The sequence below is a fragment of the Brucella anthropi ATCC 49188 genome (assembly GCF_000017405.1).
In the GTDB taxonomy this organism is placed as follows: Bacteria; Pseudomonadota; Alphaproteobacteria; order Rhizobiales; family Rhizobiaceae; genus Brucella; species Brucella anthropi.
The window spans coordinates 318,999-345,162 of record NC_009667.1 but is presented as its reverse complement, the minus strand read 5'-3'; the positions used below and the strand labels follow the sequence as shown (position 1 = coordinate 345,162).

The following is a 26,164-nucleotide window of genomic DNA, read 5'->3' as shown; positions in this document are numbered from 1 at the left end:
GCCTGCACGCAATTTCTGGCTTTCAACCGGTCACCGGACAAATCCGATTTCGTGACGCCAATTCGTCAGACCAGAGCCTGACGGTCTGGCGAATAGTATACATCGAAAAGACTGGTGGCGAAAGAAAAGCGGCTCAATGAGATTGAACCCCTGCGTGAACTGATCTCAAATCAGCAACCACACGCACTTTCCATTAGAGCGCATCCCGAAAAGTGTGAAACGGTTTTCGGAAAAGATGCGCGTAACAATAAATGATTAGAGCGCCGATTTGATCCAATCAGATCGAAACGCGCTTTAATGAAAGCACGGCAAAGCCAGTTTCTGGATTTTATTGGAAAATAATGGTGCTGCGAGAGAGGATTGAACTCTCGACCTCTCCCTTACCAAGGGAGTGCTCTACCACTGAGCTACCGCAGCAATCTCTTGAGTGCGGCGGACTTCTGCCACATCATTACGCAAATCGCAAGCAAGCAATTGCATTTCTTTTCACATAATGTGGAAATCTGCCGGACGCGCATTTGAAAGCAGCTTTTCCGGCCCTTTTTCCCGTAGTAGAAGACCGCCATGAGCGAAAATACGACCAACAAAGAGAAACAAACCCAATCGGACCAGCGCAAAAAACGCCGGGCCGAGGAGTTGCGCGCGAATCTGATGCGCCGCAAAGCGCAATCCAGATCGCGTCGCGCGGGCGAAGCGGATGAACGAAACGACGGCATCACCGCCGCCAGCGACGACACAGACTGAGAATCGCACCATCAAAGCCTTCCTTGAAGATAGGGGGGCTCTGCGGTAAAAGCTCATTTCTGTTCTTCGCAGCGATGTCGTCCTATTGTGATTCGTATTTGACGTAATTTGGCCGCAAGACTCGTAATTTCATGACGCAACGCCACCGCGCCGTAAGGGCTGCCGGATTTGGTGAAAATTTATCGGGCAAGGTATCGGCCCAGAAGGTGACACAGCATGGATCGCATCAAAATCGTTGGTGGCAACAAGCTCAACGGCATCATTCCAATCTCCGGCGCAAAAAATGCCGCTCTGCCGTTGATGATCGCCTCGCTTCTGACCGACGATACGCTGACGCTCGAAAATGTGCCGCATCTGGCTGACGTCGAACAGTTGATCCGCATCCTCAGCAATCACGGCGTGGATTATTCGGTTAACGGACGCCGCGAACATCAGGATGGGGCCTATTCGCGTACGATCCATTTTACTGCCCGTAATATCGTCACCACCACTGCACCCTATGAACTCGTATCCAAGATGCGTGCGAGTTTCTGGGTTATTGCGCCGCTTCTCGCCCGCATGGGCGAAGCAAATGTTTCCCTGCCGGGCGGCTGCGCTATCGGGACACGCCCGGTCGACCTTCTCCTCGAAGCCTTATTAGCTCTTGGAGCCGACATCGAAATCGAAAACGGCTACGCCAAGGCGAAAGCCAGGAACGGTCTCGTCGGCGCACGCTATAAGTTTCCGAAGGTCTCCGTCGGCGCGACCCATGTCATGCTGATGGCAGCAGCCCTCGCCAAGGGCGAAACCGTCATCGAAAATGCCGCCCGCGAACCGGAAGTCGTCAATCTCGCCGACTGCCTTAATGCAATGGGCGCCAAGATCACCGGCGCCGGAACCAGCACTATCCATATCGATGGGGTCACCAACCTGTCGGGTGCGCGCGTTCGTGTTATTCCAGACCGTATCGAAGCCGGCACCTATGCCATGGCCGTCGCCATGACCGGCGGCGATGTGCTTCTGGAAGGTGCTCAGGAAAGCCAGCTTTCCGCCGCTCTCGAAACGCTGCGACAGGCCGGAGCTGAAATCACCGAGACCAACAGCGGCCTCCGCGTTGTCCGTAACGGTCATGGTATCCATCCCGTTGACGTTACTACCGACCCTTTCCCCGGTTTCCCGACCGACTTGCAGGCGCAGTTCATGGGCCTGATGACCAAGGCCAAGGGAACGTCGCGCATCACGGAAACCATTTTTGAAAATCGCTTCATGCACGTGCAGGAGCTGGCACGTCTTGGCGCAAAGATTTCTCTGTCCGGCCAGACTGCAACCGTCGAAGGCGTAGAACGCCTCAAAGGCGCGCAGGTGATGGCAACGGATCTTCGGGCTTCGGTTTCGCTTGTGATCGCTGGCCTTGCTGCTGAGGGCGAAACCATGGTCAACCGCGTGTATCATCTGGATCGCGGCTTTGAGCGCCTGGAAGAAAAACTGTCACGCTGCGGCGCGACAGTAGAACGTATCAGTGGCTGATCTGACCAAGCCGGAGTGACATTCATCGCTCCGGCTTTTTCTTGCGCAACGCTAAAGATTCCAATCGAAGGGCGAAAGGCTTGAAAAGCCTGTCGATTTTTTTGTTTTGACATGCCAAGTTGATAATCGGCCGAGCGGGTGATTGATTTTCTGCCTGTTGGGAGCAGTTATTAACCGACAACGGAAAGTGGTGCTGGAGTATGGAGATGTTGAAGCTTGTGGCGCTGGATGAGGAGGATTTGCAGGTCCTGTCCGCTCATCTTCAGGACGCAGTTTTGAAAGTATCCGACCTTCAGTATCTCGGGAACGAGAAGCGCTTCGTTCTCACGGCAAACCGCTTTGTCTGGGAAGAAAGCAAGCCGAAGTTCCTGCGCAAGCCGCAATATCAACGCAGGCGTACCGCTCTGCACTTCAACCGTGTGATCGCAGCCAAGGCAGTCGGCATTGACCGCCAGAAACCGGATGAAGTGCTTTCCCTGATGGCCATTCAGTTCACGGCCGGTGAAACACCTGCCGGAACAATAGAACTGACTTTCTCGGCAAATGCGGCTATCCGTCTTGAAGTGGAATGTATCGAAGCGCAAATGACGGACCTTGGCGCGGCATGGGAAACAGAATCACTTCCTCGCCATAACGTCTAATACCCAACCTTGATGAGTTGAATCATCGAGATTTGGAAAGCCCGTGTGGCGATTGAGCATTTTCAGGGCTTGGATAGCGTCAGCATCTTAGCGCCCTGGCATAAGAGAGGGTTATACAAAACCGTCTTTCGTCAGCCAGACGCCAGTCTGGCAAAGCATATTTGAAGGAACAGAAGCGTGGTCAAGACGCTCAGACAAACCGATCCCGATTTCGAGAATAATTTCGCGACATTTCTGGCCAGCAAACGCGAGGCGTCCGAGGATGTCGATCGTGCGGCCCGCGAGATCGTTGAACGGGTGCGTCGTGAAGGTGACAGTGCGCTCATCGACTATTCCCGGCGCTTTGACCGGATCGATCTCGAAAAAACCGGAATTGCGGTCACTGAAGCTGAAATCGATGCCGCATTCGACATAGCCCCGGCATCGACGATCGAAGCGCTGAAGCTTGCTCACGAGCGCATCGAGAAACACCACGCGCGGCAGTTGCCGAAAGATGATCGTTATACGGATGCGCTTGGCGTTGAGCTCGGTTCGCGCTGGACCGCTATCGAAGCTGTGGGGCTCTATGTTCCGGGCGGCACGGCAAGCTACCCAAGTTCCGTATTGATGAACGCTGTTCCAGCCAAGGTGGCAGGTGTAGAGCGCATTGTCATGGTGGTTCCAGCACCTGACGGCATTCTCAATCCATTGGTTCTGGTGGCAGCACGTCTGGCTGGCGTTTCCGAGATTTATCGTGTCGGCGGCGCTCAGGCTATCGCTGCCCTCGCCTATGGCACCGAAACAATTAGTCCGGTTGCCAAGATCGTCGGCCCCGGCAACGCCTATGTTGCAGCGGCCAAACGTATCGTCTTCGGCACGGTCGGCATCGACATGATCGCCGGGCCATCGGAAGTGCTGGTCATCGCCGACAAGGACAACAATCCTGACTGGATCGCCGCTGACCTCCTTGCTCAAGCGGAGCACGATACCGCTGCGCAATCGATCCTTATGACCAATGATGAAGCTCTTGCTCTGGCTGTCGAAGAAGCTGTCGAACGGCAGCTTCGCAACCTCCCGCGCGCGCAAACTGCCGCCGCGAGCTGGCGTGATTTCGGCGCAGTTATTCTGGTCGAGGATTTCGAGGCGGCCATTCCGCTTGCCAATCGCATTGCAGCCGAGCATCTGGAAATCGCTACAGCCGATCCGGAAGCCTTACTGCCAAAAATCCGCAATGCAGGATCGATCTTCATCGGTGGCTATACGCCGGAAGTGATCGGCGATTATGTCGGCGGCTGTAACCACGTTCTGCCGACGGCGCGCTCAGCGCGTTTTTCATCCGGCTTGTCGGTTCTCGACTACATGAAACGCACGTCGCTTCTCAAACTCGGCCCTGATCAACTACGCGTGCTCGGACCTGCGGCAATCGAGATTGCCCGCGCCGAAGGCCTTGACGCACACGCGCAGTCTGTCGCTATCCGGCTGAATCTATGAGGTGACATGACCGCCGCTGTTCCAAATGCGCGCCTTGTTGACGTCGAGCTCGATGAATCCATCGGGCGCTCGACGCCTGACGTCGAGCATGAACGCGCGGTAGCCATTTTTGACCTCATCGAAGAGAATTCCTTCCACCCGATCGGAGACGACACGGGAGGGCCGTACCGTCTCAAGCTTTCGTTGATGGAATCGCGACTGATCTTCGCCATCACCCGGGAGGCCGGTGAAGACGTCGCAACTCATATTCTCTCGCTCACGCCCTTACGGCGCGTCGTGCGGGATTATTTCATGATTTGTGAAAGCTACTATCAGGCGATCCGGTCGGCCACACCAAGCAAGATCGAAGCAATCGACATGGGACGGCGCGGCCTGCACAATGAAGGATCGCAGACGCTCCAGAACAGGCTGCAGGGCAAGATCGAGGTTGATTTCAACACGGCACGGCGGCTTTTCACACTTGTCTGCGTCCTGCACTGGAGAGGCTGATCATTGATGATCATCACCGATGCCCCTCCCGTGAATTTCAGCGCCGACGGCGACGACGATCATAAATCGAGCCTGCCCAAGTCCCTGCTTTTTGTCTGCGGCAAGAATGCAATTCGTTCACCCATGGCGGAGTTACTTGCAAGACAGGCCCTGCCACCCAATATTTATTTAGCTTCTGCAGGTGTGAAGCGGGGCGAACGTGATCCGTTTGTCGATGCTGTCCTTCAGGAAGAAGGCTTGTCGCTTGACAACCGGCAACCACGTGGCCTCGAAGAACTTGCGGATGGCTATTTCGACCTGATTGTAACGCTGACGCCACTCGCTCATCATACTGTGCTGGAGCGAATGCGGGGTTTCTCGGTTGATGTCGAATATTGGCCAACGCCGGACCCGACCTTGGTAACCGGCAGCCGAAGCCAGATCATGGCGGCGTATCGCGATGTGCGGGACCGTCTGAAGCGGCAAATCATGCAGCGTTTTAATGAGCATTGAGTTCACGGAATTCCGTTGTTCACAAATGCCGCCTAATCATATAGGTTCCGCGCAAATTCCGACCTAAAGACCGCTCGAGAGCGGCATTTTATCAAAGAAAGACACAGGTATCGCATGGCGAAAGAAGAAGTCCTAGAATTTCCGGGTGTTGTTACGGAACTGCTGCCGAATGCTATGTTCCGCGTGAAGCTCGAGAACGAACATGAAATCATCGCCCATACGGCAGGCCGTATGCGCAAGAATCGCATCCGCGTTCTGGCCGGCGACAAGGTTCTGGTTGAGATGACCCCTTACGATCTGACCAAGGGCCGCATCACCTACCGCTTCAAGTAAGCAATCCGTTCCCGTTCCAGGAAATGTCTATTCGATGAGCGCGCAACACAAGCTGGTTCTTGCCTCCGGTTCTCCACGCAGGATCGAGCTTCTGGGGCAGACAGGCATCGAACCGGACCACATTCATCCGGCCGATATAGATGAAACGCCGCAGCGCGCGGAACACCCGCGCTCGCTGGCGCGACGTCTGTCGCGGGAGAAGGCGCGCAAGGCACAAGAGCAGCTGAAGGACGATGCGAATTTCGCCGGTGCCTTCATTCTTGCTGCCGATACTGTTGTGGCCGTGGGCCGGCGCATTCTCCCCAAAACGGAGATTGCCGACGAGGCAAGAGAATGTCTGCGGCTGCTTTCCGGGCGTACGCACAAGGTTTTCACAGGAGTGAGCCTTGTCTTGCCGAACGGGAATTTGCGCCAGACACTGGTTGAAACACGATTGCGTTTTGAACGGTTATCCCGCCAGCAGATGGATGCCTATCTCTCGTCTGGTGAATGGCGAGGGAAAGCGGGCGGCTATGCAATCCAGGGGCTGGCCGGTAGTTTCGTTGTGAAGCTGGTTGGCTCCTATACAAACGTCGTGGGATTGCCGCTGCAGGAAACTATCAGCCTGCTGAACGACGTCGACTACCCGGTTTACGCTAACTGGAACAGCGGGAAAGTCTGAGAGCAGGTATGAGCGACAAGAAGGACATATCGACCGCAGCAGGTGCACGAGTGACGCCATTGCGTCCGACGCGCCCCTGCCCGGAATGCGGAAAGCCTTCATCGCGCGAATCCTATCCGTTCTGTTCGCCACGCTGTAAAAGCATCGACCTCAATCGCTGGCTATCCGGCAGCTATGTCCTGCCGGGAAAGCCAATTGACGAAGAGGAAGAAGGAGGAAACTAAGCCTCTCTCAAAGTGGCTTCCTCCAATAAAATCAGTTATTTATCAAAGATGTGAGAAAAGCTGATAAAAATTGCGATACGGTGCTGGACAGCGCGAAATTTAATGCTATAACCCACCCACTTCCGGCGGGAACCAACACCGCCTCGAACGAGCAGATTGCTTGTTACGGATGCCCGGATAGCTCAGTTGGTAGAGCAGCGGATTGAAAATCCGCGTGTCGGTGGTTCGAATCCGCCTCCGGGCACCACTCTAAACCCTTCAATAGTCGTCGCAAAAATACTTGTTCAATCAGGCTTCTGTATTCGGCGTGATCATACTCGAAATATTGACCTGACGATTATCCTCTGCAAGGACTAATCATTCCATTTGTTCCTTCCAGGTTCTTCACCAAGCGAGGAAATCTCCATGCTCTGGACGTTGTTCGGCATCCTTTCCGGTGCCTGTATTGCTATTCAGGCACCTATCAATGCAGCCTTGGCTCGTGGATTGGGATCGCCGGTAACAGCTGCTGCGATTTCGTTCCTTTCCGGTGCTGTCATCCTTGCCGTTATCGCCGGAATTACCGCGCGCGCGACGGGTGCAATGCCAGCGTTCAACGTGCCTGCGGGCTGGCTTTTCGTGGCTGGCGGTGCGCTTGGCTGTATCTATGTGACCGCATCGGTGTTGCTGACGCCGCGCATCGGGGCTGCTGCCGTGATGGGGCTTGCTGTTGCTGGACAATTGATGGCCGGACTGGCTGCTGACCGCATCGGCTTCATGGGCGTTGCGGTGCGTGAAATCACCGCCGGGCGCATTGTTGGTGCGGTTCTGTTGCTTTCCGGCGCATTGATGATCCGCTTTCTCTAAAAGCAAAGCCGCGCTTTTCAGCGCGGCTTTTTATTTTACGATAAGCCGAAAATTGGCTCTCAACCCTTGAACGTATATTCCGCAATCGACTGCGGCTTCATTTCAATCGAGAAGCCCGGCAGCGATGGCGGCATATAGGCCGCATCCTTGATGATGCATGGCTCGATGAAATGCTCGTGCAGGTGATCGACATATTCGATCACACGGCCTTCCTTGGTGCCTGAAACGGCCACATAGTCGATCATCGACAAATGCTGTACATATTCGCACAGGCCAACGCCGCCCGCATGTGGCCAAACCGGCTTACCAAACTTGGCAGCAATCAGCAGCACAGCCAGAACTTCATTCAGACCACCCATGCGGCATGAATCAATCTGAACGATGTCGATAGCGCCTTCCGCGATGAACTGCTTGAACATGATGCGGTTCTGACACATTTCGCCAGTCGCAACCTTCACGTCGCCAATGGCTTCGCGAATCTTGCGGTGGCCTGCAACATCGTCCGGGCTGGTTGGTTCTTCGATGAAGAACGGCTTGGAGAAGGCAAGCTTATTGACCCACTCGATTGCCTGATCGACTTCCCATACCTGATTGGCATCAATCATCAGATAGCGATCAGGGCCGATCACTTCGCGCGCGATGGTCAGACGACGGATATCGTCTTCGAGATCACGGCCAACCTTCATCTTCACATGATTGAAACCCTCGTCGATGGCTTCCTGACACAGACGACGCAGCTTGTCGTCATCATAGCCGAGCCAGCCAGCAGACGTCGTGTAGCAAGGATAACCCTTGGCTTCGAGCTTCGCGATACGCTCGGCCTTGCCGGCTTCCGCTTTACGCAGAATTTCGACAGCTTCGTCGCGGGTCAGCGCATCGGTGAGGTAGCGATAATCGACGATATCGGCGATCTCTTCCGGCGACATGTCGGCGACAAGCCGCCATACCGGCTTGCCAGCCTGCTTTGCAGCCAAATCCCAGAAGGCGTTGACGACAGCGCCGGTGGCAAGATGCATCACGCCCTTGTCCGGGCCGATCCAGCGCAGCTGGCTGTCACCGGTCAGGTAACGCCAGAACTTGCCGGGGGCCGCGAGGAAATCATCCATCGAGGCACCCACGACCAGATGACGCATGGCGAGAATCGCCTGACAGCAAATGTCGTTGCCGCGTCCAATGGTGAAGGTCAGGCCATGGCCCTTCAGCGCCTCGTCATCCGTATCGAGGATGACATAGGCTGCCGAATAGTCCGGGTCCGGGTTCATCGCGTCAGAGCCGTCCAGACTTTGCGAAGTCGGGAAGCGGAGATCGAAGACGCGCAGATCAGTGATTTTCGTCATGATTTATCCGTGATCAGAGCATGCTCAAAAAAATTAAACGTCAGCGCGCACGTTCTGCTTCTGCGTGCCGAGACCTTCAATGCCGAGTTCGACAACATCGCCAGCCTTGAGATAGCGCGGTGGCTTCATGCCCATGCCAACGCCAGGAGGCGTGCCGGTGGAGATGATATCGCCCGGCTGCAAAGACATGAACTGCGAGAGATAGGAAACGAGGTGGCGTACGCCATAGACCATGGTCTTGGTCGAGCCGTCCTGCATGGTTTCGCCATTGACCTTGAGCCACATGCCAAGGTTCTGCGGATCGGCAACCTCGTCCTTCGTCACCAGCCATGGGCCGGTCGGGCCGAACGTGTCGCAGGATTTGCCCTTGGTCCACTGACCGGCGCGCTCGATCTGGAAAGCGCGTTCCGAGACGTCGTGCAGTGTGCAGTAGCCCGCGACATAATCAAGCGCATCATCTTCCGAAACATATTTCGCGGTCTTGCCGATAACGATGCCGAGTTCGACCTCCCAGTCGGTCTTTTCCGAACCGCGCGGGATGAGCAGATCGTCGTTCGGGCCAACGATGGCCGAGGTGGCCTTCATGAAGATAACTGGTTCTGGCGGAACGGCCATGCCGGATTCTGCAGCGTGATCAGCATAGTTGAGGCCAATGCAGATGAACTTGCCGGTGCCTGCAACGCATGGACCGAGACGTGGGTTGCCTTCGACCTTCGGCAACGAATTGATATCGATCGCACCGAGCTTGGCCAGTGCATCCGGGGTCAGAGCCGCGCCGGAAAGATCGCCTACATGGGCGGAAAGATCACGGATATTGCCGTCCGCATCGAGAAGGCCCGGCTTTTCCTGACCGGTTTCGCCATAGCGAAGAAATTTCATGAGATTACTCCTTGTGGGGATGGAATTGGTGGCGGTGGAATGCCTAGAGCTGTCGAAATTCAGGTTATGGCGTGCCGAAAATGGTGTTTTTCGAGAACCGGAGCGGAATGTACTTAAAGGTACATGAGCACCGGAAGCGCAGAAGAATACCGTTTGCAGGCCGCCAGAGCCTGAATAGCGATAGCTCTAGATCGTCCAGCCACCATCGATGTTATAAGCCTGACCGGTGGTGTACGTGGCACCTGCGAGATAGACCGCGAGATCGGCGATTTCTTCCGGCTGGCCGATACGGCCAATTGGCTGACGCGCGATGAAGGCTGCGCGCTGTTCTTCATAATCGCCCTGCGCACGCAGACGGTCCTGAAGCGACGGGCTTTCAACCGTACCGGGGCAGATGGCGTTGCAGCGGATGCCCTTGGCAACGTAGTCGGCAGCGACAGCCTTGGTGAGGCCTATGACCGCCGCCTTGGTGACGCCATAGGCAAAGCGGTTCGGCACGCCCTTCACGCTCGAAGCGACCGACGCCATGTTGACGATAGAACCGTCCTTGCGTTCCAGCATTCCCGGCAGCACGGCGCGAATGGTGCGGATCATGGCCTTGACGTTGAGATTGACGGCAAAGTCGAGGTCTTCGTCCTTCATCTCAAGGATTGAGCCGCCATGGACAACGCCCGCGCAGTTGAACAGGATATCGACCTGACCGATCTCGGCGACCGCTGCCTTCACTTCCGCCTCGTCAAGCACGTTGAGCTTGCGGGTGATAATGCCCGAAACGCCTTCGATTTCCTTGAGTGCGGCCTCGTTGATGTCGGTCGCATAGACCTTGGCGCCAGCTTCCGCAAAAGCCAGCGCACTTGCACGGCCAATGCCCTGAGCGGCGGCTGTCACCAGTGCGGTTTTTCCATCAAATCGTATCGTCATTTTCAAGCCTTCCGTTCGACAAGCAGGATGTGGTCGCAAGCCAGCACCACTTCATCCCGCTGATTAAGCACTTCGCACCGCTCGGTAACGCGGCCCATATTGGCCCTCTTCGGGTCATCTTCCTTGGCGCTGATTGTCACGCGCGTGCGGATCGTATCTCCGATATGAACCGGGCGAATAAACCGCAGACGATCATAACCATAGGAAAATGCAACCGGATTGATCAGCGTTGCGGTCAATCCGACACCAATTGCAAAGATCATTGTGCCGTGGGCAATGCGCTGACCACCCGGCAGGGTCTTGGCAAACTCCGCATCCATATGGTGTGGAAAGAAATCACCCGTATGCCCGGCATGAACCACGAAATCCGTTTCGGTGATGGTGCGGCCCGTGGTGAGGCGCACATGGTTCATTTCATAATCTTCGTAGTAGATTTTCTGTTCGGCCATAATCAGACCTCCAGTTTTGCGGCAAGCGGCGTGGCAGGCGCAGCGCTCGACTGATAGGCGGCCTCGACCAGCGCCATGGTGTGCCACGCATCTTCGACCGAGCCGATAAGTTCAGCGTCTTCGCCAGTCGCGAAACGCTGCAACTGTGCCATGCGGTTTAAGAATGCATCCGGGAACCAAGCGCCTTGAAGCACGACCTGCACCCAGTCGTCCGCGCCCTTTGGCTTGATCCAAAGCTCGTCCGGTTCGCCACGCGGATAATCGAGATTGACGCCAAGTTTCACATAGGCAGCACCTTCGGTGCCGCAGATACGGAACTCGCAGGCTTGAAATTTACGGCCAAAATCATGGTCATGATTGATCGACAATGCACAACGCACGCGGTTGCCATAATCGAGGATTGCGGCCGTGCGCGTCTGGGCGACTTCGTGGTTTGGATGCCCGATGGTCTTGGCGTGAACACCTTGCGGATTGCCGAGCAGACCGCGCACGAAATCGAGATAATGGATCGAATGCATGGCAATCTCGATGCGTGGCAGACCTTTCAGGAACGGCCAAAGGCCCCAAGGCGTGGCAAGCGCGAGCCATGCGTCGAAATCCACGACTTCACCGAGCAAGCCCTTATCGACGGCATCGTAAAGTGCCAACATCATTGGCGCAAAGCGTAGCTGGAAATTGACCGCAGCTTTGAGATTGCGCGCACGGCAAACTTTCAGAATTTCCGTTGCCGCGGCTAGATCGCTGCCCATCGGCTTCTGGATCAGAACAGCCGCACCTTCCGGCAATTGCGCGAGGATCGAAGCATGAGCAGAAGGCGGCGTTGCCAGATCGAAGATCGCGCCTTCAACCGCAAGCGCCTCTTCAAGACTTCCAAAAACCTTCACGCCCCATTGGTCGGCAAGTGCCGATGCCTTGTCCAGATTGGGATCGAAAATACCAGCAACCGCAAAGCCGCCCTTTTGATAAGCGGGCAGATGCGCGTCACAGACGATACTGCCTGCACCGAAAATCACGATAGGCTTTGGCTGTGTGGGTTTGGCCCACCACTGACGCAGGGTTTTCGGATCAAAGGCCTCAGTCATGATGGAAAACCTCCTCCATCATGGCCCACCACTCACCCTCTTTACGGGTTTCAAGCGGTTTCTGGCATGGCATACAGACGGACCACCATTCCTGATTTTTCGGGTTATCGGCCATCTTCTTCATGTCGGCTTCAAAGTCGGCGCCTACATAGTCCCATGTGCCAAAAAGCAGGTTTTCCGGCTCTTTGAGAAAGATCGTATAATTGGTGATGTTGCACTGCGAAATGAGTGCCAGAATTTCCGGCCACACGCTCGCGTGCAGCTTTTTATATTCTGCGATCTTTTCAGGCTTCAGCCCGATCACCATGCCCATTCTCTGAACCATTACGATCTCACGATCTCGCGGGTGAATTCGGAAACGGAGCGCGCGCGCACGGCATCCCAATCCCACGAAATACCAATGCCGGGTTCTGATGGTGCAATGGCGTGGCCATCACGAATTTCCATGCCCTTGGTGGTCAGGTCATCAAGCTGCGGGATATATTCGACATAGCGCCCGTTCTGAACGGCACAGGTGAGGCTGACATGCAGTTCCATCAAGAAGTGCGGGCAGACGGGAATATCAAAAGCTTCTGCGGCATGTGCCACTTTCAGCCATGGCGTGATGCCGCCGATACGCGCCACATCCACCTGCACGATGGAGCAAGCGCCCTTCTGCATATATTCGCGGAAATGGCGGATCGAATAGATCGATTCACCCACTGCAATAGGTGTTGGTGTGGAACGGGTCAGGCGGATATGGCCATCAAGATCATCCGCCGGAAGCGGCTCTTCAATCCAAGCGAGATCAAGTTCTTTCAGGCGCTCGGCACGACGAATGGATTCGTCGACTGTAAAGCCCTGATTGCAGTCGGTCATGATCTCAAAGCCGTCACCCACGGCCGCACGAACAGCCGAAAGACGCGCATAGTCTTCCGAACCATGCGGCTTGCCAATCTTCACCTTAGAACCGGAAAAGCCCTTGGCTTTGGCTTGCAACGCATCCTCGACCAGCGCTTCTTTCTCGATATGCAGCCAGCCACCTTCGGTCGTGTAAAGCGGGCAGCTTTCCTTGGCGCCGCCTGCCAGCTTCCACAGCGGCAGGTTCTGCTTCTTCGCACGCAAATCCCAGAGTGCCGTATCAATCGCAGCAAGCGCCAAAGCGGTAATCGGACCGATAGTTGTGGCGTGGGTAGCAAATTCGAGCTTGCGCCAGATCGCCTCGATACAATCCGCATCCTCATTCAGGATAAGCGGCACCAGATGATCGCTCAACAGGCGCATGACGGACGAGCCGCCGGTGCCGATGGTGTAGCTGTAGCCCGTACCCACCGCACCATCACTGTCGGTGATGGTAACAATCGGCGTTTCCTGACTGACAAAGCTCTGGATCGCATCGGTACGCTTGACCTTCGGCGGAAGGTCGACCATGCGCAGTTCGACTTTTTCAATACGCGCCATAACTATACCGCCAGACTCTTGCCGCTTGCCGCATCAAACAGATGCGCCTGCGACAGATCAAAATGCATGGAGATCGCTTCACCGGAATTGAGGTGACGTGGGTTCAGCATACGCGCCACCCATTCCTTGCCGGCAAATTCGACAAAGACCAGCGTTTCATTGCCAAGTGGCTCGGTGATCGAAACGCGCAATTCGCCCTCATGAACGGCGTCTCCCGATGAAAGCCCATGGCCTTTCGGAAACAGATCGTCCGGGCGCAGGCCGAACGTGACCTTGGAGCCATCCGTGACCTTGGCCTTGAATTGTGCTGGCACTGGCAGGCGCTGGCCACTGGCAAAGACCAGTTCCGAACCCTGCACGGTTGCCTCGGCCATATTCATCGGCGGCGAGCCAATGAAGCCAGCAACAAACTGCGTAGCCGGACGCTTGAACACTTCATCCGGCGTTCCGACCTGTTCAATATGGCCATCGCGCATGATGACGATGCGGTCGGCCAGCGTCATGGCTTCGACCTGATCATGCGTCACGTAAACGACGGTGGACTGCACCTTGGCGTGAAGCTTTTTGATCTCTGTGCGCATCTGTGTGCGCAGTTTCGCATCAAGATTGGAAAGCGGTTCGTCGAACAGAAACACTTCCGGATTGCGCACAATGGCGCGGCCCATGGCAACGCGCTGGCGCTGACCGCCTGAAAGCTGTGCCGGACGGCGCTCCATCAAGGCTTCAAGGCCAAGAATGGCTGACGCTTCATTGACGCGTCGGTCGATTTCCGCCTGTGGCTGCTTGGCGATCTTGAGCGAGAAGCCCATGTTCTCGCGCACCGACATATGCGGATAAAGCGCATAGGACTGGAACACCATCGAGATATTGCGATCACGCGGCGGCAGATCGTTGACCACCTTGCCGCCGATTTCGAGCGCACCGTCGGAAATGCTTTCAAGACCTGCGATCATGCGCAGCGTCGTGGACTTGCCACAGCCGGACGGACCGACCAGCGCTACAAATTCCTTGTCGGCGATTTCGAGATTGATGCCATGCACCACGCCGACATTGCCGTAACGCTTGACGAGATTTTTGATGGAAAGCTGAGCCATTTTATATCAACCTTTAACCGCGCCGAACGTCAGACCAGCAACAAGATGCTTCTGGACGATGAATGTGAGGGTCAGCGCCGGAATAATCATCACGACCGCCAGCGCACACATGCCGCGCCAGTCGATGGTGAATTCAGCGGTGTAATCAAGAAGACCAACAGGAAGGGTCTTGGAATTGACCGAGCGGGTGAGCTGGGAAGCCAGCGCATATTCGTTCCATGAAGTGAGGAAGGCAAAGATGCCTGCGGTCGCAATGCCGGGACCAGCGAGTGGAAACTCCACCTGCCAGAAGGCCTGCCAGCGTGTGCAGCCGTCAATCTGGGCTGCTTCCGCCAGATCCTTCGGCACCTGACGGAAAAAACCGTCGATCAGCCAGATCGTGAATGGCACATTGAGCGCCACATAGGTGACGATGAGACCAAAATGCGTGTCGATGATGCCGATGCGCGAATAGAGCATGAAGAGCGGCAGCGACAGGGCAATGCCCGGCACCGAGCGCGTCAGCATGAGGCCGAGGAAGGTTGTCGACTTGCCCCAGAAGCGAAAGCGCGCGAAGGCATAGCCACCCGAAACGCCGACAATCAGTGCGATGATGGTGGATGTGACCGAGATAATCAGCGAGTTGCGGAAATAATCCCAGACAGGAATACCGCCGCCGCCTGCGCCTGAGAACATCGCATAATAAGCATCAAGCGTGATTTCCTGCGGAATCCAGACCGGCGGCTTTGCCATGATTTCAACCGGCGGACGCAGCGAGGACAGCACGATCCACAGACCGGGCAGGCAAATGATCGCCATCGCGAGAAACAGGCCGATAAGATAGGCGACTTTCTTGACGCGACGCAGCAGACGATGCTGGTTATTGGAGAGCGTTGTTGATGCCATGATTACCACTCCGCTCCAATTTGCGCGCGTGCGGCTGCAAGCTTGCGGAAGAACATTACGGTGAAGAGGATCGAGAGCAGGATCGCGACATAGGCCATGGCATTGGCCAAGCCCATCTGCGCATCCGAATAGGCGGTGCGTCCAACCAGCGTCCAGATCAGCTCGGTTCGGCGTGCCGGGCCACCATCGGTCATGATTTTCACGATGTCATAGGCACGGGCCACATCCAGCGAACGGATAGTCATTGCGATGAAAGCAAACGGCATCAGATAAGGCCAGATGACATAGCGGAATGTCTGCCATGGCGTGCAGCCATCGACGCGCGCGGCTTCAACCGGGTCCTGCGGCATGGACAGAAGACCGCCCAGAATAAGGATCGCGAACACCGAGGTCGACATCCAGACTTCTGCCAGCAAAATCGCAAACAGCGCCAGATTGCCGTCGATCAGCCATGGAATAGCCTGGCTGGTGATGCCCAGAGATTGCAGCGCATTGTTCACGAGACCGATATTGTCGTTGAACATGAACTTGAACTGGAAGCCGACGAGAACCGGCGAAAACATCATCGGGAACATCATCAGCGTGCGCAAAACACGCTGACCGTGGGTGGCCTTATTGATGAGCAGCGCCAAGCCAAGGCCGAGCAGCATTTCCAGATTGAGCGCGATGGTGAGGAAAATCACCGTGCGGATGAATGCAGCCCAGAACACCCAATCGCTCATGATACGCTGATAATTGCGCAAGCCGATGAAGTTGAACAGGCTGTCAGGGCGCGTCAGCCGGAATGGCGTGAAGCTTGAATAAAGCGAAAGCGCGAGGGGAAACAGAACCACCGCTGCGAGGATGATAATGGCCGGAAGCAAAAGCAGAACCGGCGGGGAAATTCGTTTAAACATTGTTCTTCCGAAGCGGTGGATCAGCCAGAAAACCTGTCAAAACGGCCCGCCAATTGGTTTCCCAAAGGCGGGCCATGAAGTCACAAAGCGAGACTAGAGTTCGCCAGCATCCTCAAGGATCTGCGTTGCCTTCTTGGCTGCATCGTCAAGCGCCTGCTGTGAGGTCTTGTCGCCAAGGATCGCCGCCTGAAGCTCAGGATAAACAGCGTTGGAAATCTCGATCCAGGAAGGGGTCTGCGGAACCGGGAAAGCGGTCTTTGCCGTTTCCTGGAACACGGAGAGCACTTCCTTCTTGTATGGATCGGAAGCAGCCTGTTCGATGACATAATCCCAGACAGCCGTACGGGTTGGCAGCGTGCCAGCAGCCGATTCCTGCTTCTGCGAATCTTCGTTGGTCAGGAACCAGACGAGCGAAGCAGCAGCTTCCTTGGTGGCGCAGGATTCGGTGACCGAGAAGCCGTGATGGCCCGACCAGCCGGTGCGTTTGCCGGAAGAACCTGTCGGAGGCGGAACGATACCGACATTGCCTGCGACCTTCGACGACTTTGGATCGTTGAAATAGGTCGCCCAGCCCGGCCAATCCAGGTTGATTGCAATGGTGCCCGAAGCAAAGCCTGCGCCGAGTTCATCCCAGAGATAGTTGGTGGTGCCTGCAGGAACGGCCTTGGCCTTGTAGAGATTAACGAACCAATCGAGCGCACGGACACCGGCTTCAGAATTGAAAGCAGGCTTGCCGTCCTTGAGATATTCGCCGCCTTCTGCGACCAGCATTTCATAGAAGCGGCCATTAATGGCTTCTTCCTTGCCCGCAAACTGCGTGCCGTAGAAATTCGGTGGATCGGCAAAGAACACAGCCTGATCGGAAACTTCTTTCCAGGTCTTTGGCGGTGCCAGATCGTAGCCGTATTTTTCCTTGAACGCGGTCTTCTTGGCGTCGTCTTCGTAAAGGCTCTTCTGATAGTAGAGCGCCGAGACGTCGAACTGCGCGCGCGGCAGCATGACCAGCTTGTCGTTAAGCGTCGAAGCCTTGATCACCGATGGCACGAAACCTTCGATTTCGCCCGATGGAAGCAAACCATTCAGGTCGGCATAGAGATCAGGATATTGCGGCGCAAAGGACGAATGGTTGGAGCCGACGCACCAGTTGATCGAACCAGAAGCGATGTCCGACTTGATTTCCTTGTCCAGTTCGAAGTGGTTCTTCTTGGACAGGATGTTGACCTTGGCACCGGTCGCTTTTTCCCATTCGGCAATGCGCGAATACAGCGCTTCATATTGCTGACCGCCGATCAGCTTGGCGTTTACCGTCACGCCTTCAAATTTACCCGGCAAATCGGCCGCACCAGCGGAACCCATTGCCAACGCCAGTAGAGCCGTTCCCGCCAGGCAGGACGTTTTGAAACTCATCATGCTTCTCCTCCTCACGACGGACTTTTCCCCGGTCCGCCCCCAATTGTGAATTTGGTATTTATATGCAAACATATTATTCAAAACCGGTCAAGGCGAGTTTCCGCACATTTGCGACTTTCGCATTCCGGGTTGTTCGTATATGAAGAGAGATATTCATGAGGGGAGCCAACTTGGAAACAGACGATCGCTACCGCGCGCCCGCGCTGGACAAAGGACTGGATATTCTGGAACTGCTTGCGAGCGTGGATGGTGGGCTGACACAGGCAGAAATTGCCAAACACCTCGACCGCAGCCCCAACGAGTTTTACCGGATGCTGGATCGCCTGGTGAAGCGCGGTTACGTGACCAAGCTCGAGGGCGACCGCTACTCACTGACGCTCAAGCTGTTCGGTCTTGCACACCTTCATGCACCGGTGCGCAGACTTGCATCCTTTGCCACGCCTTTCATGCGTGAACTTGCCGACCGCTCAAAGCAGGCCAACCAGCTTGCCGTGTTTGATCGTGGTTCCGTCGTTGTCATTGCACAGCAGGAGGCTCCGGATTACTGGGGCATCTCAATCCGCGTCGGTTCGCATATCAGTCTGTTCGATACCGGTTCCGGCCATGTGCTTCTCGCCTTCCGGTCACCGGAAGAACGCAAGATGATGATTGCCGAATATGCAAAAGACGGTGAAAGCGTGAAGCTCGATGAGAGTTTCTACGAGCGCCTCGACCAGATTCGCGAACGTGGCTATGAAATGATGCCCAGCGCTCAGGTGGCAGGCGTTTACAATCTCTCGGCACCGATTCTCGGTCCGGATGGCACATGCATTGCCTCACTGACCTGTCCCTATGTGACACTCGTCAATTCGGCTTCAGCACCCGACATTACGCAGACCATCAGCCTGCTGCAAAAGACCGTCAAAGACCTGTCGAAACTGGTCGGCTCCGACATAGGGACAGCCGACTAAGCAATGCCGGTAATTCTTATTTGAAAACTCTCTTCTTTTTTGAAAGTATGTCAATGGAGGAGAGTTTTCATGATTATCGATACCCATCTGCATCTGATAGACAAAAGCGCACTGACTTACCCATGGCTGGGGGATGTCCCGGCGCTCAACCACGACTTTCTGTTCGAGACCTATCGGAAGCAGGCTGAGCGCTGCGGCATTACAGCAGCACTGCATATGGAAGTGGATGTGGCAGCCGATGCCATTCAGGCTGAAACGGACCACGTTCAGGAGATTTCCAGAAGATCGGGCGGTTTCATCAAGGGTGCAATCGCCTCGTGCCGCCCGGAAGAGCCGGGATTTGCGGAATATCTCGAATTGCAGCTTGGCAATCCTTTCGTCAAAGGCTTTCGTCGTGTGCTGCATGTCGTACCTGATGACGTTTCCGAGGGTGTTCTTTTCCGCGAGAATATCAAGCGGCTGGAAGGCACTGGCCTGACCTTCGATCTCTGCACACTCCCACATCAGATCGACAAGGTACTTGCGCTGGCCGATCTTGCCCCGGACGTGCAATTCGTGCTCGATCACTGCGGCGTTCCGGACATCAAGTCAGGTGCGCTGGACGGCTGGAAAAAGGGCATTACCGAGGTTGCGCAGCGCGACAATGTGACGGCAAAGATTTCCGGCGTAGTGGCCTATGCCGAGCAGACAAGCTGGACCGTCGACACGGTACGTCCCTATGTGGAGCATGTCATTGAGGCCTTCGGCTGGGAGCGGATTGTGTGGGGCAGCGACTGGCCTGTCTGCACACTGGCAAGCAATGTCGATGCCGGACTTTCGACATGGGTGGCCACAACCCATGCGCTTCTTGAAGGATGCAGCGAAGACGAAAAAGCGCTGCTTCTCTCCGAGAATGCAACGCGCCTCTGGAAACTATAAAACCAATCAGGCTGGCGGCAAGCCGCCAGCCTTTCCATATAAATCAGAAGCTTTCGCGGAAAAGCCGGTTGAGATCGGCGATGACGACCTCCGCCTTCTCATTGTCCAGCAAGCCTTTGTTGATGCGTTCCGACGCCGCTTCCTGAAACGGCATATAGCCATCGTGACGCGGACGTACCCATGCGCCTTCCAGTGTCGCGCGCGTGTCGCGATAAAAGTCAGACGTCGCCGCATTCACAGTGTCGTCTTCCCATGCTTCCGCATGTCCCGGCTGACCATTGGAGGCCGCATAAAGCCCCTTCTGTACGTCACCGCTTGCAATCCAATAGGCAAAATCGATAGCAGCCTCCGGATGCTTGCTGAAGGCTGAAACGGCAATGCCCGTACCGCCCAGAGCCGAACCTGCAACACCTGCCGCGCCCGCTGGAATATCGGCAAAACGGATCAGACGCTCGCGGAAGCCCCGCATGGCATAATTCACATAGCCGTAGATCAGCGGTGAGCACGCGATTTCGGATTCCGGCTCTGCCATTTCCTCAAACACGGTAATCGGGTCCATGCCGAAGCATTCCGGCTTTACCAGCGAAGCGATCTCGCGCAGTTGCTCGAAAGCTTTGACACCATCCTCAACAGAGATCAGTTCGCCTTCGACCGCGCAAGGCGTTCCGGCATTGGCAACGAGTGTATAAAAGCACATCAGCGAATGCGGCGAGCGCAGTGGCAGCAGAACTTTCCCGGCGCGCGCCAGACGCAGCACCTCACCCCATGAGGTGGCTGGCTTGTCCATCAGGTCCGGACGCCATGCCTGAACCTGTGTGGCGGCATCAAGCGGAAATGCCCATTGCCGCCCTTGCCAGTTATAGCTTGGGAAGGACTGGCCCACGGAACCATCGGCAAGCTTTTTCAGTTCCGTTTCGCGGCTTGGCACATCAAGCGGCAGCAGACAGCCTTCCTTGGTGATCTGGCCCACATGCGGATGGTCGATCACGATCATATCGAAATTGCGCGCCAGTTCCTCGACCGGAAAGGTCTCGAAATCCTGCAAAGAGCGCTTTTCCCATTCGATCTCGACGCCTTTGTCCGCGAGCCATTGTGCGGCACCTGCAACCATCGGATCATAGCCGCGCGGGTGGCTCCAGGTCATGCTTTTCAGCTTGATCGTACTCATAGACCGAACTCCTCGCGAATTTCTTTGCTGTTTTCGCCAATGCGCGGTGCAGCACGTGCCACCTTTGGGCGTTGTCCGTTGATACGCAGCGGCGAACGTGTCGTGGTGATGGAAACATCATCTTCACGCGTCACTGTCTGGAGCATGTCGAGGACTGAAAATCCCTCACTTGCGAGCAGTTCTTCCCAGTTGAGAACGCGGGCACACCAGATATCGGCCGGTTCCAGAATGGCGAGCCATTCATCGACAGTCTTCTCGGCAATGCGGTCAGCGATCAGGCGCTTGATGTCATCGCGTTTTGCGAAGGCGCTTTTGGGATCATCGGCAAATGGGGCGAGCGTGTCCGCTTCCAACAGTGGCGCCAGTTTCGCAATCGGCATCATGGCGATGGCCAGATAGCCGTCCGCTGCCGGATAGACGCCATAGGGCGCTGCAAGATAGGCGTGGGCGCTGCGGAAATCGGAACGTTTTGGCAGGCGACGACCATCGTTAAGGTGGGTGGTCAGCACTTCAAACTGGAAATCAACCAGTGCCTCAAGAAGGCTGGTTTCGACATGCGAGCCTTTATTGGTGATGCCGCGGCGAACCAGCGCTGCGAGAATTCCCTGTGCGGCTGCAGCCCCTGCCAGCATATCGGCAACCGCCAGACCGAATGGAACCGGTCCCTGCCCTTCATCACCATTGAGCCACATGAGGCCCGAGCGCGCCTGCGCCAGCAAATCCTGCCCGGGCCGCCCGACCCATGGCCCTTCTTCGCCATAGCCGCTGATCGATGCATAGACGAGACGCGGGTTGATTTCTTTGGCTGCCTCGTAATCAAGGCCAAGACGCTTGATGACACCGGGGCGGAAATTCTGGATCAGCACATCGGCCTGTGTGAGAAGCTTTTTCAATGCTGCCAGATCGTCAGGATTTTTGAGGTCGATCGCAAGGCTGTCCTTGCCGCGATTGATCGCATGAAAAATCGTGGAATCGCCGCCGATTTCCGTGTCGCTCAGATAAAGCCTGCGCGAGAGATCGCCACCATCGGGCCGTTCAATCTTGATGACGCGTGCACCCAGATCCATCAGACGCAACGAGCAATAAGGCCCCGACAGAAACTGGCTCATATCGACAACGACAAGCCCGCTCAGCGGCAGTTCGCTTTCCGACATCGGGAAATTCCCTCCTCATGAATTTCTTATGTGAATATAGTCTTCACATATGGATTTATGGAAGGCAAGACCGAATTTGGGCTTTGAATGCAAAAACGCCGCCCGGTTGGGCGGCGTTTTCAGTCTCGATTTGATGAATGGAATGGTGTGTTAGACCTCGTTGCTGGCCAGTTCCAGCAAGGTCCAGACGTGATCGGCAAACGAGTTCCACACTTCAATCCGGTAATGATCGGCATCCCACTTCAACAGAATGATCTGGGCGTGATCGAAGATCGTGCGGGCAGCACCCGGAAAGCTCATCTGCGAAAGCTCAAGTGGGGAAGCGGCATTCAACAGCCATTCGGCTTTGGGTCCGGAAATATCGATGCCGGTTTCCCGATGGCTTACGTCCGTCAGGCTGTGCGGCTCTGTTTCATAAAGCGTGGCGAAAGCCTGCGTGATCGCAGCACCCTTGGCTTCATCAGCCCAGATATACCATTCATCCGGTCCGATGCAGGCAACGGCAATATCGTCCGTGCGGATCAAACCGCCGATCTTTGCCGGGATTTTTGCGCCCAGCGCTTTTTCGGCCAAGGCCAGTTTTGCCGGGGCAATGCGCAGGATGAAACGGGCGGCGTCATCGGCTGCATGGATTTCCAGACGACCGGGAATGACGACCTTGCGGTTCGAATAAGGTTTTGTCTCAACAAGCATGGTTCAATCCTTATCACTACAGTTGCAAATTCGTCAGGCCGTGGCGAAAAGAGTGGTTTTCGAGTACCGGAGCGGAGCGTACTTAAAGGTACGTGAGCACCGGAACGCAGACAAATTGCTCTTTGCAGCCCGGCATCACGAAGAATGCAGCTGTAGTGTTATCCGTTCAGTTTCTTTCCTTCGGGATCATAGAAGACCATTCCCGAAACCACAGCCTCATGCACTGTGCCATCAGGCATCGGCATATAAAGCGTTTCACCCATACGATCCTTGCCACCGGAGACCACTGCCATGGCGATGGAACGACCAAGCGCCTCGCTCCAATAGGACGAGGTGACATGACCAAGCATGGTCATCGGCAGCGCCTGCTTTGGATCGGCAACAATCTGCGCACCTTCTTCCAGCACCAGCTTCGGATCGTTGGTCAACAGACCCACGAGATGCTTGCGATCCGCTTTCAGCATATCCGGACGCGCCAGCGAACGCTTGCCGACGAAATCCGGCTTCTGCTTGCCGACAGCCCAGCCAAGGCTTGCATCATCCGGCGTAATCGTGCCGTCAGTGTCCTGACCGACAATGATATAGCCCTTTTCAGCGCGCAGAACATGCATGGTTTCGGTGCCGTAAGGCGTGATGTCATATTGCTGACCGGCCTCATAGAGTGCCTTCCAGAGTGACAGGCCGTAACGGGCAGGCACGTTGATTTCATAGCCCAGCTCGCCGGTGAAGCTCATGCGGAACAGACGCGCTGGCACGCCAAGGAATGTGCATTCCGCCACCGACATATGCGGGAAGGCTTCATCGGAAATATCCAGACCTTCAACCATTGGCTCAATGAGCTTGCGCGCATTCGGGCCATTGATTGCCACCACGGCCCACTGTTCGGTGGTCGAGGTCAATGAGACTTTCAGCTCCGGCCATTCGGTCTGGAGATAATCTTCCATCATGTTGAGAACACGCGCGGCACCGCCGGTTGTGGTCGTCACATGGAAACGGTCTTGCGTGAGGCGACCGACGACACCGTCATCCCGGATGAAGCCGTCTTCGCCAAGCAGCAGACCATAACGGCAGCGCCCAATGCCAAGCTTCGTCCATGGGTTGGTGTACATGCGGTTCATGAATTCCGCGGCATCCGGGCCAACCACTTCGATCTTGCCAAGGGTGGAAGCGTCGAACATGCCAAGCGACTGGCGGGTCGCCTTGCATTCACGCGCCACGGCCTGATGCATGTCTTCGCCGGTTTTCGGGAAGTACCATGCGCGACGCCACAGTGAGACCGGCTCAAAAGCTGCGCCATGCTGTTCAGCCCAGCTATCGATCGGTGTCTTGCGCGTGACATCGAACAGCTTGCCGCGATTGTAACCGCAGAAAGCGCCAAAGGTCGTCGGCGTGTAAGGCGGGCGGAAGGTTGTAAGACCTACCTGCGGCGTTGGGCGCTTGAGCGCATCGGCTGCAACCGCCAGACCGTTAATGTTCGAGGTCTTGCCCTGATCGGTCGCCATGCCGTTGGTGGTATAGCGCTTGACGTGCTCGATGGAATGGAAACCCTCGCGCACGGCCAGACGAATATCCTTGGCAGTCACATCGTTCTGGAAATCGATGAAAGCTTTGGCCTTGCCCGGATCCCGATCCGTCGGCAGTTCACGACAGCTTACGCCGTCGCAGACAAAATCACCGGCGACCGCATATTCAGACGCCTTGGCTTTGTGTCCGGAATCATTGGCAGCAGCGGCACCCGCTTCCGCACCCTCGTGCAATGCAGCCTGCAGGTCGAAATTGCCATTGCCTGCACCGGCACAGCGGCTTTCCTCGGTGCGTTCGCCCGGCAGATAAATCTGGCGTGCCTCATCCCAGACGAGCGAGCCCTTTGTGTGCGAGAACAGATGCACGCTCGGATTCCAGCCGCCAGACATCAGCAGCACATCGCAGGCAATCGTGCGCGCAGCACCGACCGAGCCATTGGAAACCGGATTAGCGCGAACCGACGACACGCGATGGCGTCCGCCGGTATCCGTCACAGTCCAGCCGGTCAGTGTTTCAATGCCAAGCATTTTGGCGCGGTTGACGAGGCTGTCGGCAACGCTTGAACGCACATCGATGATGGCCGGAACCTTCACACCTGCGACCGCGAGATCGAAAGCCGCAAGCCATGCGCTGTCATGCGAGGTGACGACGACTGCCTGATTGCCGACCTTGACGCCATAGCGATTGAGATAGGTGCGTGCGCTCGACGCCAGCATCACGCCGGGGCGGTCATTGCCTGCAAAGACCAGCGGCTTTTCAATCGCGCCCTGCGCCAGCACCACCTGTTTTGCGCGCACACGCCACATACGCTCACGCGGCGCATTGGAGGCAGGCTTGGCCTGATGATCAGTCAGGCGTTCGCAAAGACCAACCATGTTCTGATGGTAATAGCCGATGGCCGTCGTGCGCGGCAAAAGCGTGACATTCGGATTGGCTTTAAGGGCCGCTATGGTTTCGTTCAGCCAGTCCCAGCTTGCGCGGCCATTGATGACCGGCTCCGGTTCCGACAGAAGCGAGCCGCCAAATTCAGCCTGCTCGTCGACGAGGATGACCTTCGCGCCACTCTTTGCGGCTTCAAGGGCGGCGGCCAGACCGGCAGGTCCACCACCGGCAACCAGCACATCGCAGAAAGCATAGCGGCTGGCATAGGTGTCCGGATCGGGCTCGGACGGCGATTTGCCAAGACCGGCAGCGCCACGGATGAAAGGCTCATAAACCTTGTTCCAGAAGCTTTTCGGCCACATGAAGGTCTTGTAGTAAAAGCCTGCCGAGAAGAACATGTAGAACGCATCATTGATCGCGCCGACATCGTGCTTCAGCGACGGCCAATGGTTCTGGGTTTCGGCCTTGAGACCATCATAGAGTTCCAGCACCGTTGCGCGGGTGTTCGGCTCAAACCGGCCGGGTCCACGCGAGACGCCCATCAGCGCATTTGGCTCTTCGGAACCGGCAGAAAGAATGCCGCGCGGGCGGTGATATTTGAATGAACGACCAGCCAGATGTTCGCCATTGGCAAGCATGGCGGAAGCCAGCGTGTCGCCTTCAAAGCCGGAATAGGTCTTGCCATTGAGGGTGAACCGAACGGACTTGGCCTTGTTGACACGGCCTTTGTTATGAATGCGCATATCGGTCATTATTTTGTCTCCGCAGCCGGAGTTTCTGCCAAAGCAGGACGGGGTTCACCGGCCTTGTAGGTGGTGACAAACTTGTCGCTCACCGTGTCGCGCACCGCATTGAAGAAGCGACCGCAGCCATTGATATGCCGCCAGCGTTCATAATGGGTGCCGCGTGGATTGGAGCGCGTGAACAGGAAGTCGCGCCATTCATCATCGGTCAGTGTCGATGGGTCGGCTGGACGCGCAATATGCGCTTCGCCCGCATAGGCGAATTCCAGCTCTGGGCGTTCCATCTCGCAATAAGGGCAACGGATAAGAAGCATTAGTGTTTCCCCTATTTCC

The 26,164-nt window shown here is 56.1% G+C and carries 28 protein-coding genes and 2 tRNA genes; 13 read left to right on the top strand and 17 right to left on the bottom strand.

What is annotated here, in order from left to right; translation table 11 throughout:
* Nucleotides 1-342: 342 nt before the first annotated feature.
* Nucleotides 343-417, bottom strand: a tRNA-Thr gene (locus OANT_RS01740).
* Nucleotides 418-564: 147 nt separating this feature from the next.
* Between OANT_RS01740 and OANT_RS25235 the strand changes: the two genes are divergently transcribed.
* From OANT_RS25235 to OANT_RS01685, 11 genes are all read left to right on the top strand, one after another.
* Entirely contained in the window at nt 565-744 is a 180-nt protein-coding gene (locus OANT_RS25235; RefSeq protein WP_010658099.1) for a hypothetical protein, read from the top strand.
* A gap of 216 nt (nt 745-960) precedes the next feature.
* Nucleotides 961-2,250, top strand: a complete 1,290-nt coding sequence (gene murA / locus OANT_RS01730; protein ID WP_010658098.1) for a UDP-N-acetylglucosamine 1-carboxyvinyltransferase — start codon at nt 961-963, stop codon at nt 2,248-2,250.
* A gap of 200 nt (nt 2,251-2,450) precedes the next feature.
* Complete coding sequence (locus OANT_RS01725) at nt 2,451-2,891, top strand: DUF2948 family protein (protein ID WP_010658097.1); 441 nt, start codon at nt 2,451-2,453, stop codon at nt 2,889-2,891.
* Nucleotides 2,892-3,068: 177 nt separating this feature from the next.
* Nucleotides 3,069-4,361, top strand: coding sequence for a histidinol dehydrogenase (hisD, locus tag OANT_RS01720; protein WP_011982501.1), 1,293 nt, complete (start codon nt 3,069-3,071; stop codon nt 4,359-4,361).
* A gap of 6 nt (nt 4,362-4,367) precedes the next feature.
* Nucleotides 4,368-4,850, top strand: a complete 483-nt coding sequence (locus OANT_RS01715; RefSeq protein WP_010658095.1) for a UPF0262 family protein — start codon at nt 4,368-4,370, stop codon at nt 4,848-4,850.
* A 6-nt stretch (nt 4,851-4,856) separates the two neighbouring features.
* Complete coding sequence (locus OANT_RS01710; protein WP_011982500.1) at nt 4,857-5,342, top strand: arsenate-mycothiol transferase ArsC; 486 nt, start codon at nt 4,857-4,859, stop codon at nt 5,340-5,342.
* 114 nt (nt 5,343-5,456) lie between these two features.
* A complete protein-coding gene (gene infA, locus OANT_RS01705; RefSeq protein ID WP_002965531.1) occupies nt 5,457-5,675 on the top strand; it encodes a translation initiation factor IF-1 in 219 nt (72 codons plus the stop codon).
* A 34-nt stretch (nt 5,676-5,709) separates the two neighbouring features.
* Nucleotides 5,710-6,336 carry a Maf-like protein gene (locus tag OANT_RS01700; protein ID WP_010658093.1) on the top strand — a complete coding sequence of 209 codons (627 nt, stop codon included), beginning with the start codon at nt 5,710-5,712 and terminating at the stop codon, nt 6,334-6,336.
* Nucleotides 6,337-6,344: 8 nt separating this feature from the next.
* Nucleotides 6,345-6,560, top strand: coding sequence for a DNA gyrase inhibitor YacG (gene yacG, locus OANT_RS01695; protein WP_011982499.1), 216 nt, complete (start codon nt 6,345-6,347; stop codon nt 6,558-6,560).
* A 171-nt stretch (nt 6,561-6,731) separates the two neighbouring features.
* Nucleotides 6,732-6,807: transfer RNA gene (locus OANT_RS01690), tRNA-Phe, on the top strand.
* Between the two features lie 158 nt (nt 6,808-6,965).
* Entirely contained in the window at nt 6,966-7,406 is a 441-nt protein-coding gene (locus OANT_RS01685) for a DMT family transporter (protein ID WP_010658091.1), read from the top strand.
* A 59-nt stretch (nt 7,407-7,465) separates the two neighbouring features.
* On the opposite strand, the gene OANT_RS01680 is transcribed toward OANT_RS01685, so the two are convergent.
* From OANT_RS01680 to OANT_RS01630, 11 genes are all read right to left on the bottom strand, one after another.
* The gene (locus tag OANT_RS01680) at nt 7,466-8,743 is read right to left on the bottom strand and encodes an L-fuconate dehydratase (RefSeq protein ID WP_011982498.1); all 1,278 of its coding nucleotides are present in this window, start codon (nt 8,741-8,743) and stop codon (nt 7,466-7,468) included.
* A gap of 33 nt (nt 8,744-8,776) precedes the next feature.
* Nucleotides 8,777-9,622, bottom strand: a complete 846-nt coding sequence (locus OANT_RS01675; protein WP_011982497.1) for a fumarylacetoacetate hydrolase family protein — start codon at nt 9,620-9,622, stop codon at nt 8,777-8,779.
* A 186-nt stretch (nt 9,623-9,808) separates the two neighbouring features.
* Entirely contained in the window at nt 9,809-10,543 is a 735-nt protein-coding gene (locus OANT_RS01670) for an SDR family oxidoreductase (protein ID WP_011982496.1), read from the bottom strand.
* Between the two features lie 2 nt (nt 10,544-10,545).
* The gene (locus OANT_RS01665) at nt 10,546-10,992 is read right to left on the bottom strand and encodes a MaoC/PaaZ C-terminal domain-containing protein (RefSeq protein ID WP_010658087.1); all 447 of its coding nucleotides are present in this window, start codon (nt 10,990-10,992) and stop codon (nt 10,546-10,548) included.
* A gap of 2 nt (nt 10,993-10,994) precedes the next feature.
* Nucleotides 10,995-12,074, bottom strand: coding sequence for a Gfo/Idh/MocA family protein (locus OANT_RS01660; protein WP_011982495.1), 1,080 nt, complete (start codon nt 12,072-12,074; stop codon nt 10,995-10,997).
* Nucleotides 12,067-12,399, bottom strand: coding sequence for an L-rhamnose mutarotase (locus OANT_RS01655; protein ID WP_011982494.1), 333 nt, complete (start codon nt 12,397-12,399; stop codon nt 12,067-12,069). The genes OANT_RS01660 and OANT_RS01655 overlap by 8 nt, the downstream gene beginning before the upstream one ends.
* On the bottom strand, nt 12,399-13,514 hold the full coding sequence (locus tag OANT_RS01650; protein WP_011982493.1) for a mandelate racemase/muconate lactonizing enzyme family protein: 1,116 nt from the start codon (nt 13,512-13,514) through the stop codon (nt 12,399-12,401). Before OANT_RS01650 ends, OANT_RS01655 begins: the two co-directional genes overlap by 1 nt.
* A gap of 2 nt (nt 13,515-13,516) precedes the next feature.
* Nucleotides 13,517-14,608, bottom strand: a complete 1,092-nt coding sequence (locus tag OANT_RS01645) for an ABC transporter ATP-binding protein (RefSeq protein WP_011982492.1) — start codon at nt 14,606-14,608, stop codon at nt 13,517-13,519.
* 6 nt (nt 14,609-14,614) lie between these two features.
* Nucleotides 14,615-15,493, bottom strand: a complete 879-nt coding sequence (locus tag OANT_RS01640; RefSeq protein ID WP_011982491.1) for a carbohydrate ABC transporter permease — start codon at nt 15,491-15,493, stop codon at nt 14,615-14,617.
* 2 nt (nt 15,494-15,495) lie between these two features.
* Nucleotides 15,496-16,389, bottom strand: a complete 894-nt coding sequence (locus tag OANT_RS01635) for a carbohydrate ABC transporter permease (protein WP_010658081.1) — start codon at nt 16,387-16,389, stop codon at nt 15,496-15,498.
* A gap of 93 nt (nt 16,390-16,482) precedes the next feature.
* On the bottom strand, nt 16,483-17,799 hold the full coding sequence (locus OANT_RS01630; protein ID WP_011982490.1) for an ABC transporter substrate-binding protein: 1,317 nt from the start codon (nt 17,797-17,799) through the stop codon (nt 16,483-16,485).
* 155 nt (nt 17,800-17,954) lie between these two features.
* Here OANT_RS01630 and OANT_RS01625 point away from each other — a divergent pair, with 155 nt between their 5' ends.
* Complete coding sequence (locus tag OANT_RS01625) at nt 17,955-18,749, top strand: IclR family transcriptional regulator (protein WP_040129995.1); 795 nt, start codon at nt 17,955-17,957, stop codon at nt 18,747-18,749.
* Between the two features lie 69 nt (nt 18,750-18,818).
* On the top strand, nt 18,819-19,667 hold the full coding sequence (locus tag OANT_RS01620; protein WP_011982488.1) for an amidohydrolase family protein: 849 nt from the start codon (nt 18,819-18,821) through the stop codon (nt 19,665-19,667).
* Between the two features lie 43 nt (nt 19,668-19,710).
* Here OANT_RS01620 and OANT_RS01615 read toward each other — a convergent pair whose 3' ends face one another.
* From OANT_RS01615 to OANT_RS01595, 5 genes are all read right to left on the bottom strand, one after another.
* Nucleotides 19,711-20,835, bottom strand: coding sequence for an extracellular solute-binding protein (locus OANT_RS01615; protein ID WP_011982487.1), 1,125 nt, complete (start codon nt 20,833-20,835; stop codon nt 19,711-19,713).
* Nucleotides 20,832-21,989 (bottom strand): CaiB/BaiF CoA transferase family protein, encoded by a 1,158-nt coding sequence (locus OANT_RS01610; RefSeq protein ID WP_011982486.1) that lies wholly within the window; start codon nt 21,987-21,989, stop codon nt 20,832-20,834. Before OANT_RS01610 ends, OANT_RS01615 begins: the two co-directional genes overlap by 4 nt.
* 150 nt (nt 21,990-22,139) lie before the next feature.
* Complete coding sequence (locus tag OANT_RS01605) at nt 22,140-22,682, bottom strand: sarcosine oxidase subunit gamma (protein WP_011982485.1); 543 nt, start codon at nt 22,680-22,682, stop codon at nt 22,140-22,142.
* 158 nt (nt 22,683-22,840) lie between these two features.
* Nucleotides 22,841-25,840, bottom strand: a complete 3,000-nt coding sequence (locus tag OANT_RS01600) for a sarcosine oxidase subunit alpha (protein WP_011982484.1) — start codon at nt 25,838-25,840, stop codon at nt 22,841-22,843.
* Nucleotides 25,840-26,145 (bottom strand): sarcosine oxidase subunit delta, encoded by a 306-nt coding sequence (locus OANT_RS01595; RefSeq protein ID WP_010658073.1) that lies wholly within the window; start codon nt 26,143-26,145, stop codon nt 25,840-25,842. The genes OANT_RS01600 and OANT_RS01595 overlap by 1 nt, the downstream gene beginning before the upstream one ends.
* Between the last annotated feature and the right edge of the window lie 19 nt (nt 26,146-26,164).

Coding starts and splice junctions, on each gene's coding strand:
- OANT_RS01725 (WP_010658097.1), top strand. CDS start 2,451: ATGGAGATGTTGAAGCTTGTGGCGCTGGATGAGGAGGATTTGCAGGTC.
- OANT_RS01650 (WP_011982493.1), bottom strand. CDS start 13,514: ATGGCGCGTATTGAAAAAGTCGAACTGCGCATGGTCGACCTTCCGCCG.
- OANT_RS01600 (WP_011982484.1), bottom strand. CDS start 25,840: ATGACCGATATGCGCATTCATAACAAAGGCCGTGTCAACAAGGCCAAG.
- infA (WP_002965531.1), top strand. CDS start 5,457: ATGGCGAAAGAAGAAGTCCTAGAATTTCCGGGTGTTGTTACGGAACTG.
- OANT_RS01675 (WP_011982497.1), bottom strand. CDS start 9,622: ATGAAATTTCTTCGCTATGGCGAAACCGGTCAGGAAAAGCCGGGCCTT.
- OANT_RS01655 (WP_011982494.1), bottom strand. CDS start 12,399: ATGGTTCAGAGAATGGGCATGGTGATCGGGCTGAAGCCTGAAAAGATC.
- OANT_RS01680 (WP_011982498.1), bottom strand. CDS start 8,743: ATGACGAAAATCACTGATCTGCGCGTCTTCGATCTCCGCTTCCCGACT.
- OANT_RS01605 (WP_011982485.1), bottom strand. CDS start 22,682: ATGCTTGTTGAGACAAAACCTTATTCGAACCGCAAGGTCGTCATTCCC.
- OANT_RS01620 (WP_011982488.1), top strand. CDS start 18,819: ATGATTATCGATACCCATCTGCATCTGATAGACAAAAGCGCACTGACT.
- OANT_RS25235 (WP_010658099.1), top strand. CDS start 565: ATGAGCGAAAATACGACCAACAAAGAGAAACAAACCCAATCGGACCAG.
- yacG (WP_011982499.1), top strand. CDS start 6,345: ATGAGCGACAAGAAGGACATATCGACCGCAGCAGGTGCACGAGTGACG.
- OANT_RS01685 (WP_010658091.1), top strand. CDS start 6,966: ATGCTCTGGACGTTGTTCGGCATCCTTTCCGGTGCCTGTATTGCTATT.
- OANT_RS01635 (WP_010658081.1), bottom strand. CDS start 16,389: ATGTTTAAACGAATTTCCCCGCCGGTTCTGCTTTTGCTTCCGGCCATT.
- OANT_RS01625 (WP_040129995.1), top strand. CDS start 17,955: ATGAGGGGAGCCAACTTGGAAACAGACGATCGCTACCGCGCGCCCGCG.
- OANT_RS01645 (WP_011982492.1), bottom strand. CDS start 14,608: ATGGCTCAGCTTTCCATCAAAAATCTCGTCAAGCGTTACGGCAATGTC.
- OANT_RS01710 (WP_011982500.1), top strand. CDS start 4,857: ATGATCATCACCGATGCCCCTCCCGTGAATTTCAGCGCCGACGGCGAC.
- OANT_RS01610 (WP_011982486.1), bottom strand. CDS start 21,989: ATGTCGGAAAGCGAACTGCCGCTGAGCGGGCTTGTCGTTGTCGATATG.
- OANT_RS01670 (WP_011982496.1), bottom strand. CDS start 10,543: ATGACGATACGATTTGATGGAAAAACCGCACTGGTGACAGCCGCCGCT.
- OANT_RS01630 (WP_011982490.1), bottom strand. CDS start 17,799: ATGATGAGTTTCAAAACGTCCTGCCTGGCGGGAACGGCTCTACTGGCG.
- murA (WP_010658098.1), top strand. CDS start 961: ATGGATCGCATCAAAATCGTTGGTGGCAACAAGCTCAACGGCATCATT.
- OANT_RS01595 (WP_010658073.1), bottom strand. CDS start 26,145: ATGCTTCTTATCCGTTGCCCTTATTGCGAGATGGAACGCCCAGAGCTG.
- OANT_RS01640 (WP_011982491.1), bottom strand. CDS start 15,493: ATGGCATCAACAACGCTCTCCAATAACCAGCATCGTCTGCTGCGTCGC.
- OANT_RS01700 (WP_010658093.1), top strand. CDS start 5,710: ATGAGCGCGCAACACAAGCTGGTTCTTGCCTCCGGTTCTCCACGCAGG.
- OANT_RS01660 (WP_011982495.1), bottom strand. CDS start 12,074: ATGACTGAGGCCTTTGATCCGAAAACCCTGCGTCAGTGGTGGGCCAAA.
- OANT_RS01715 (WP_010658095.1), top strand. CDS start 4,368: ATGACCGCCGCTGTTCCAAATGCGCGCCTTGTTGACGTCGAGCTCGAT.
- OANT_RS01665 (WP_010658087.1), bottom strand. CDS start 10,992: ATGGCCGAACAGAAAATCTACTACGAAGATTATGAAATGAACCATGTG.
- OANT_RS01615 (WP_011982487.1), bottom strand. CDS start 20,835: ATGAGTACGATCAAGCTGAAAAGCATGACCTGGAGCCACCCGCGCGGC.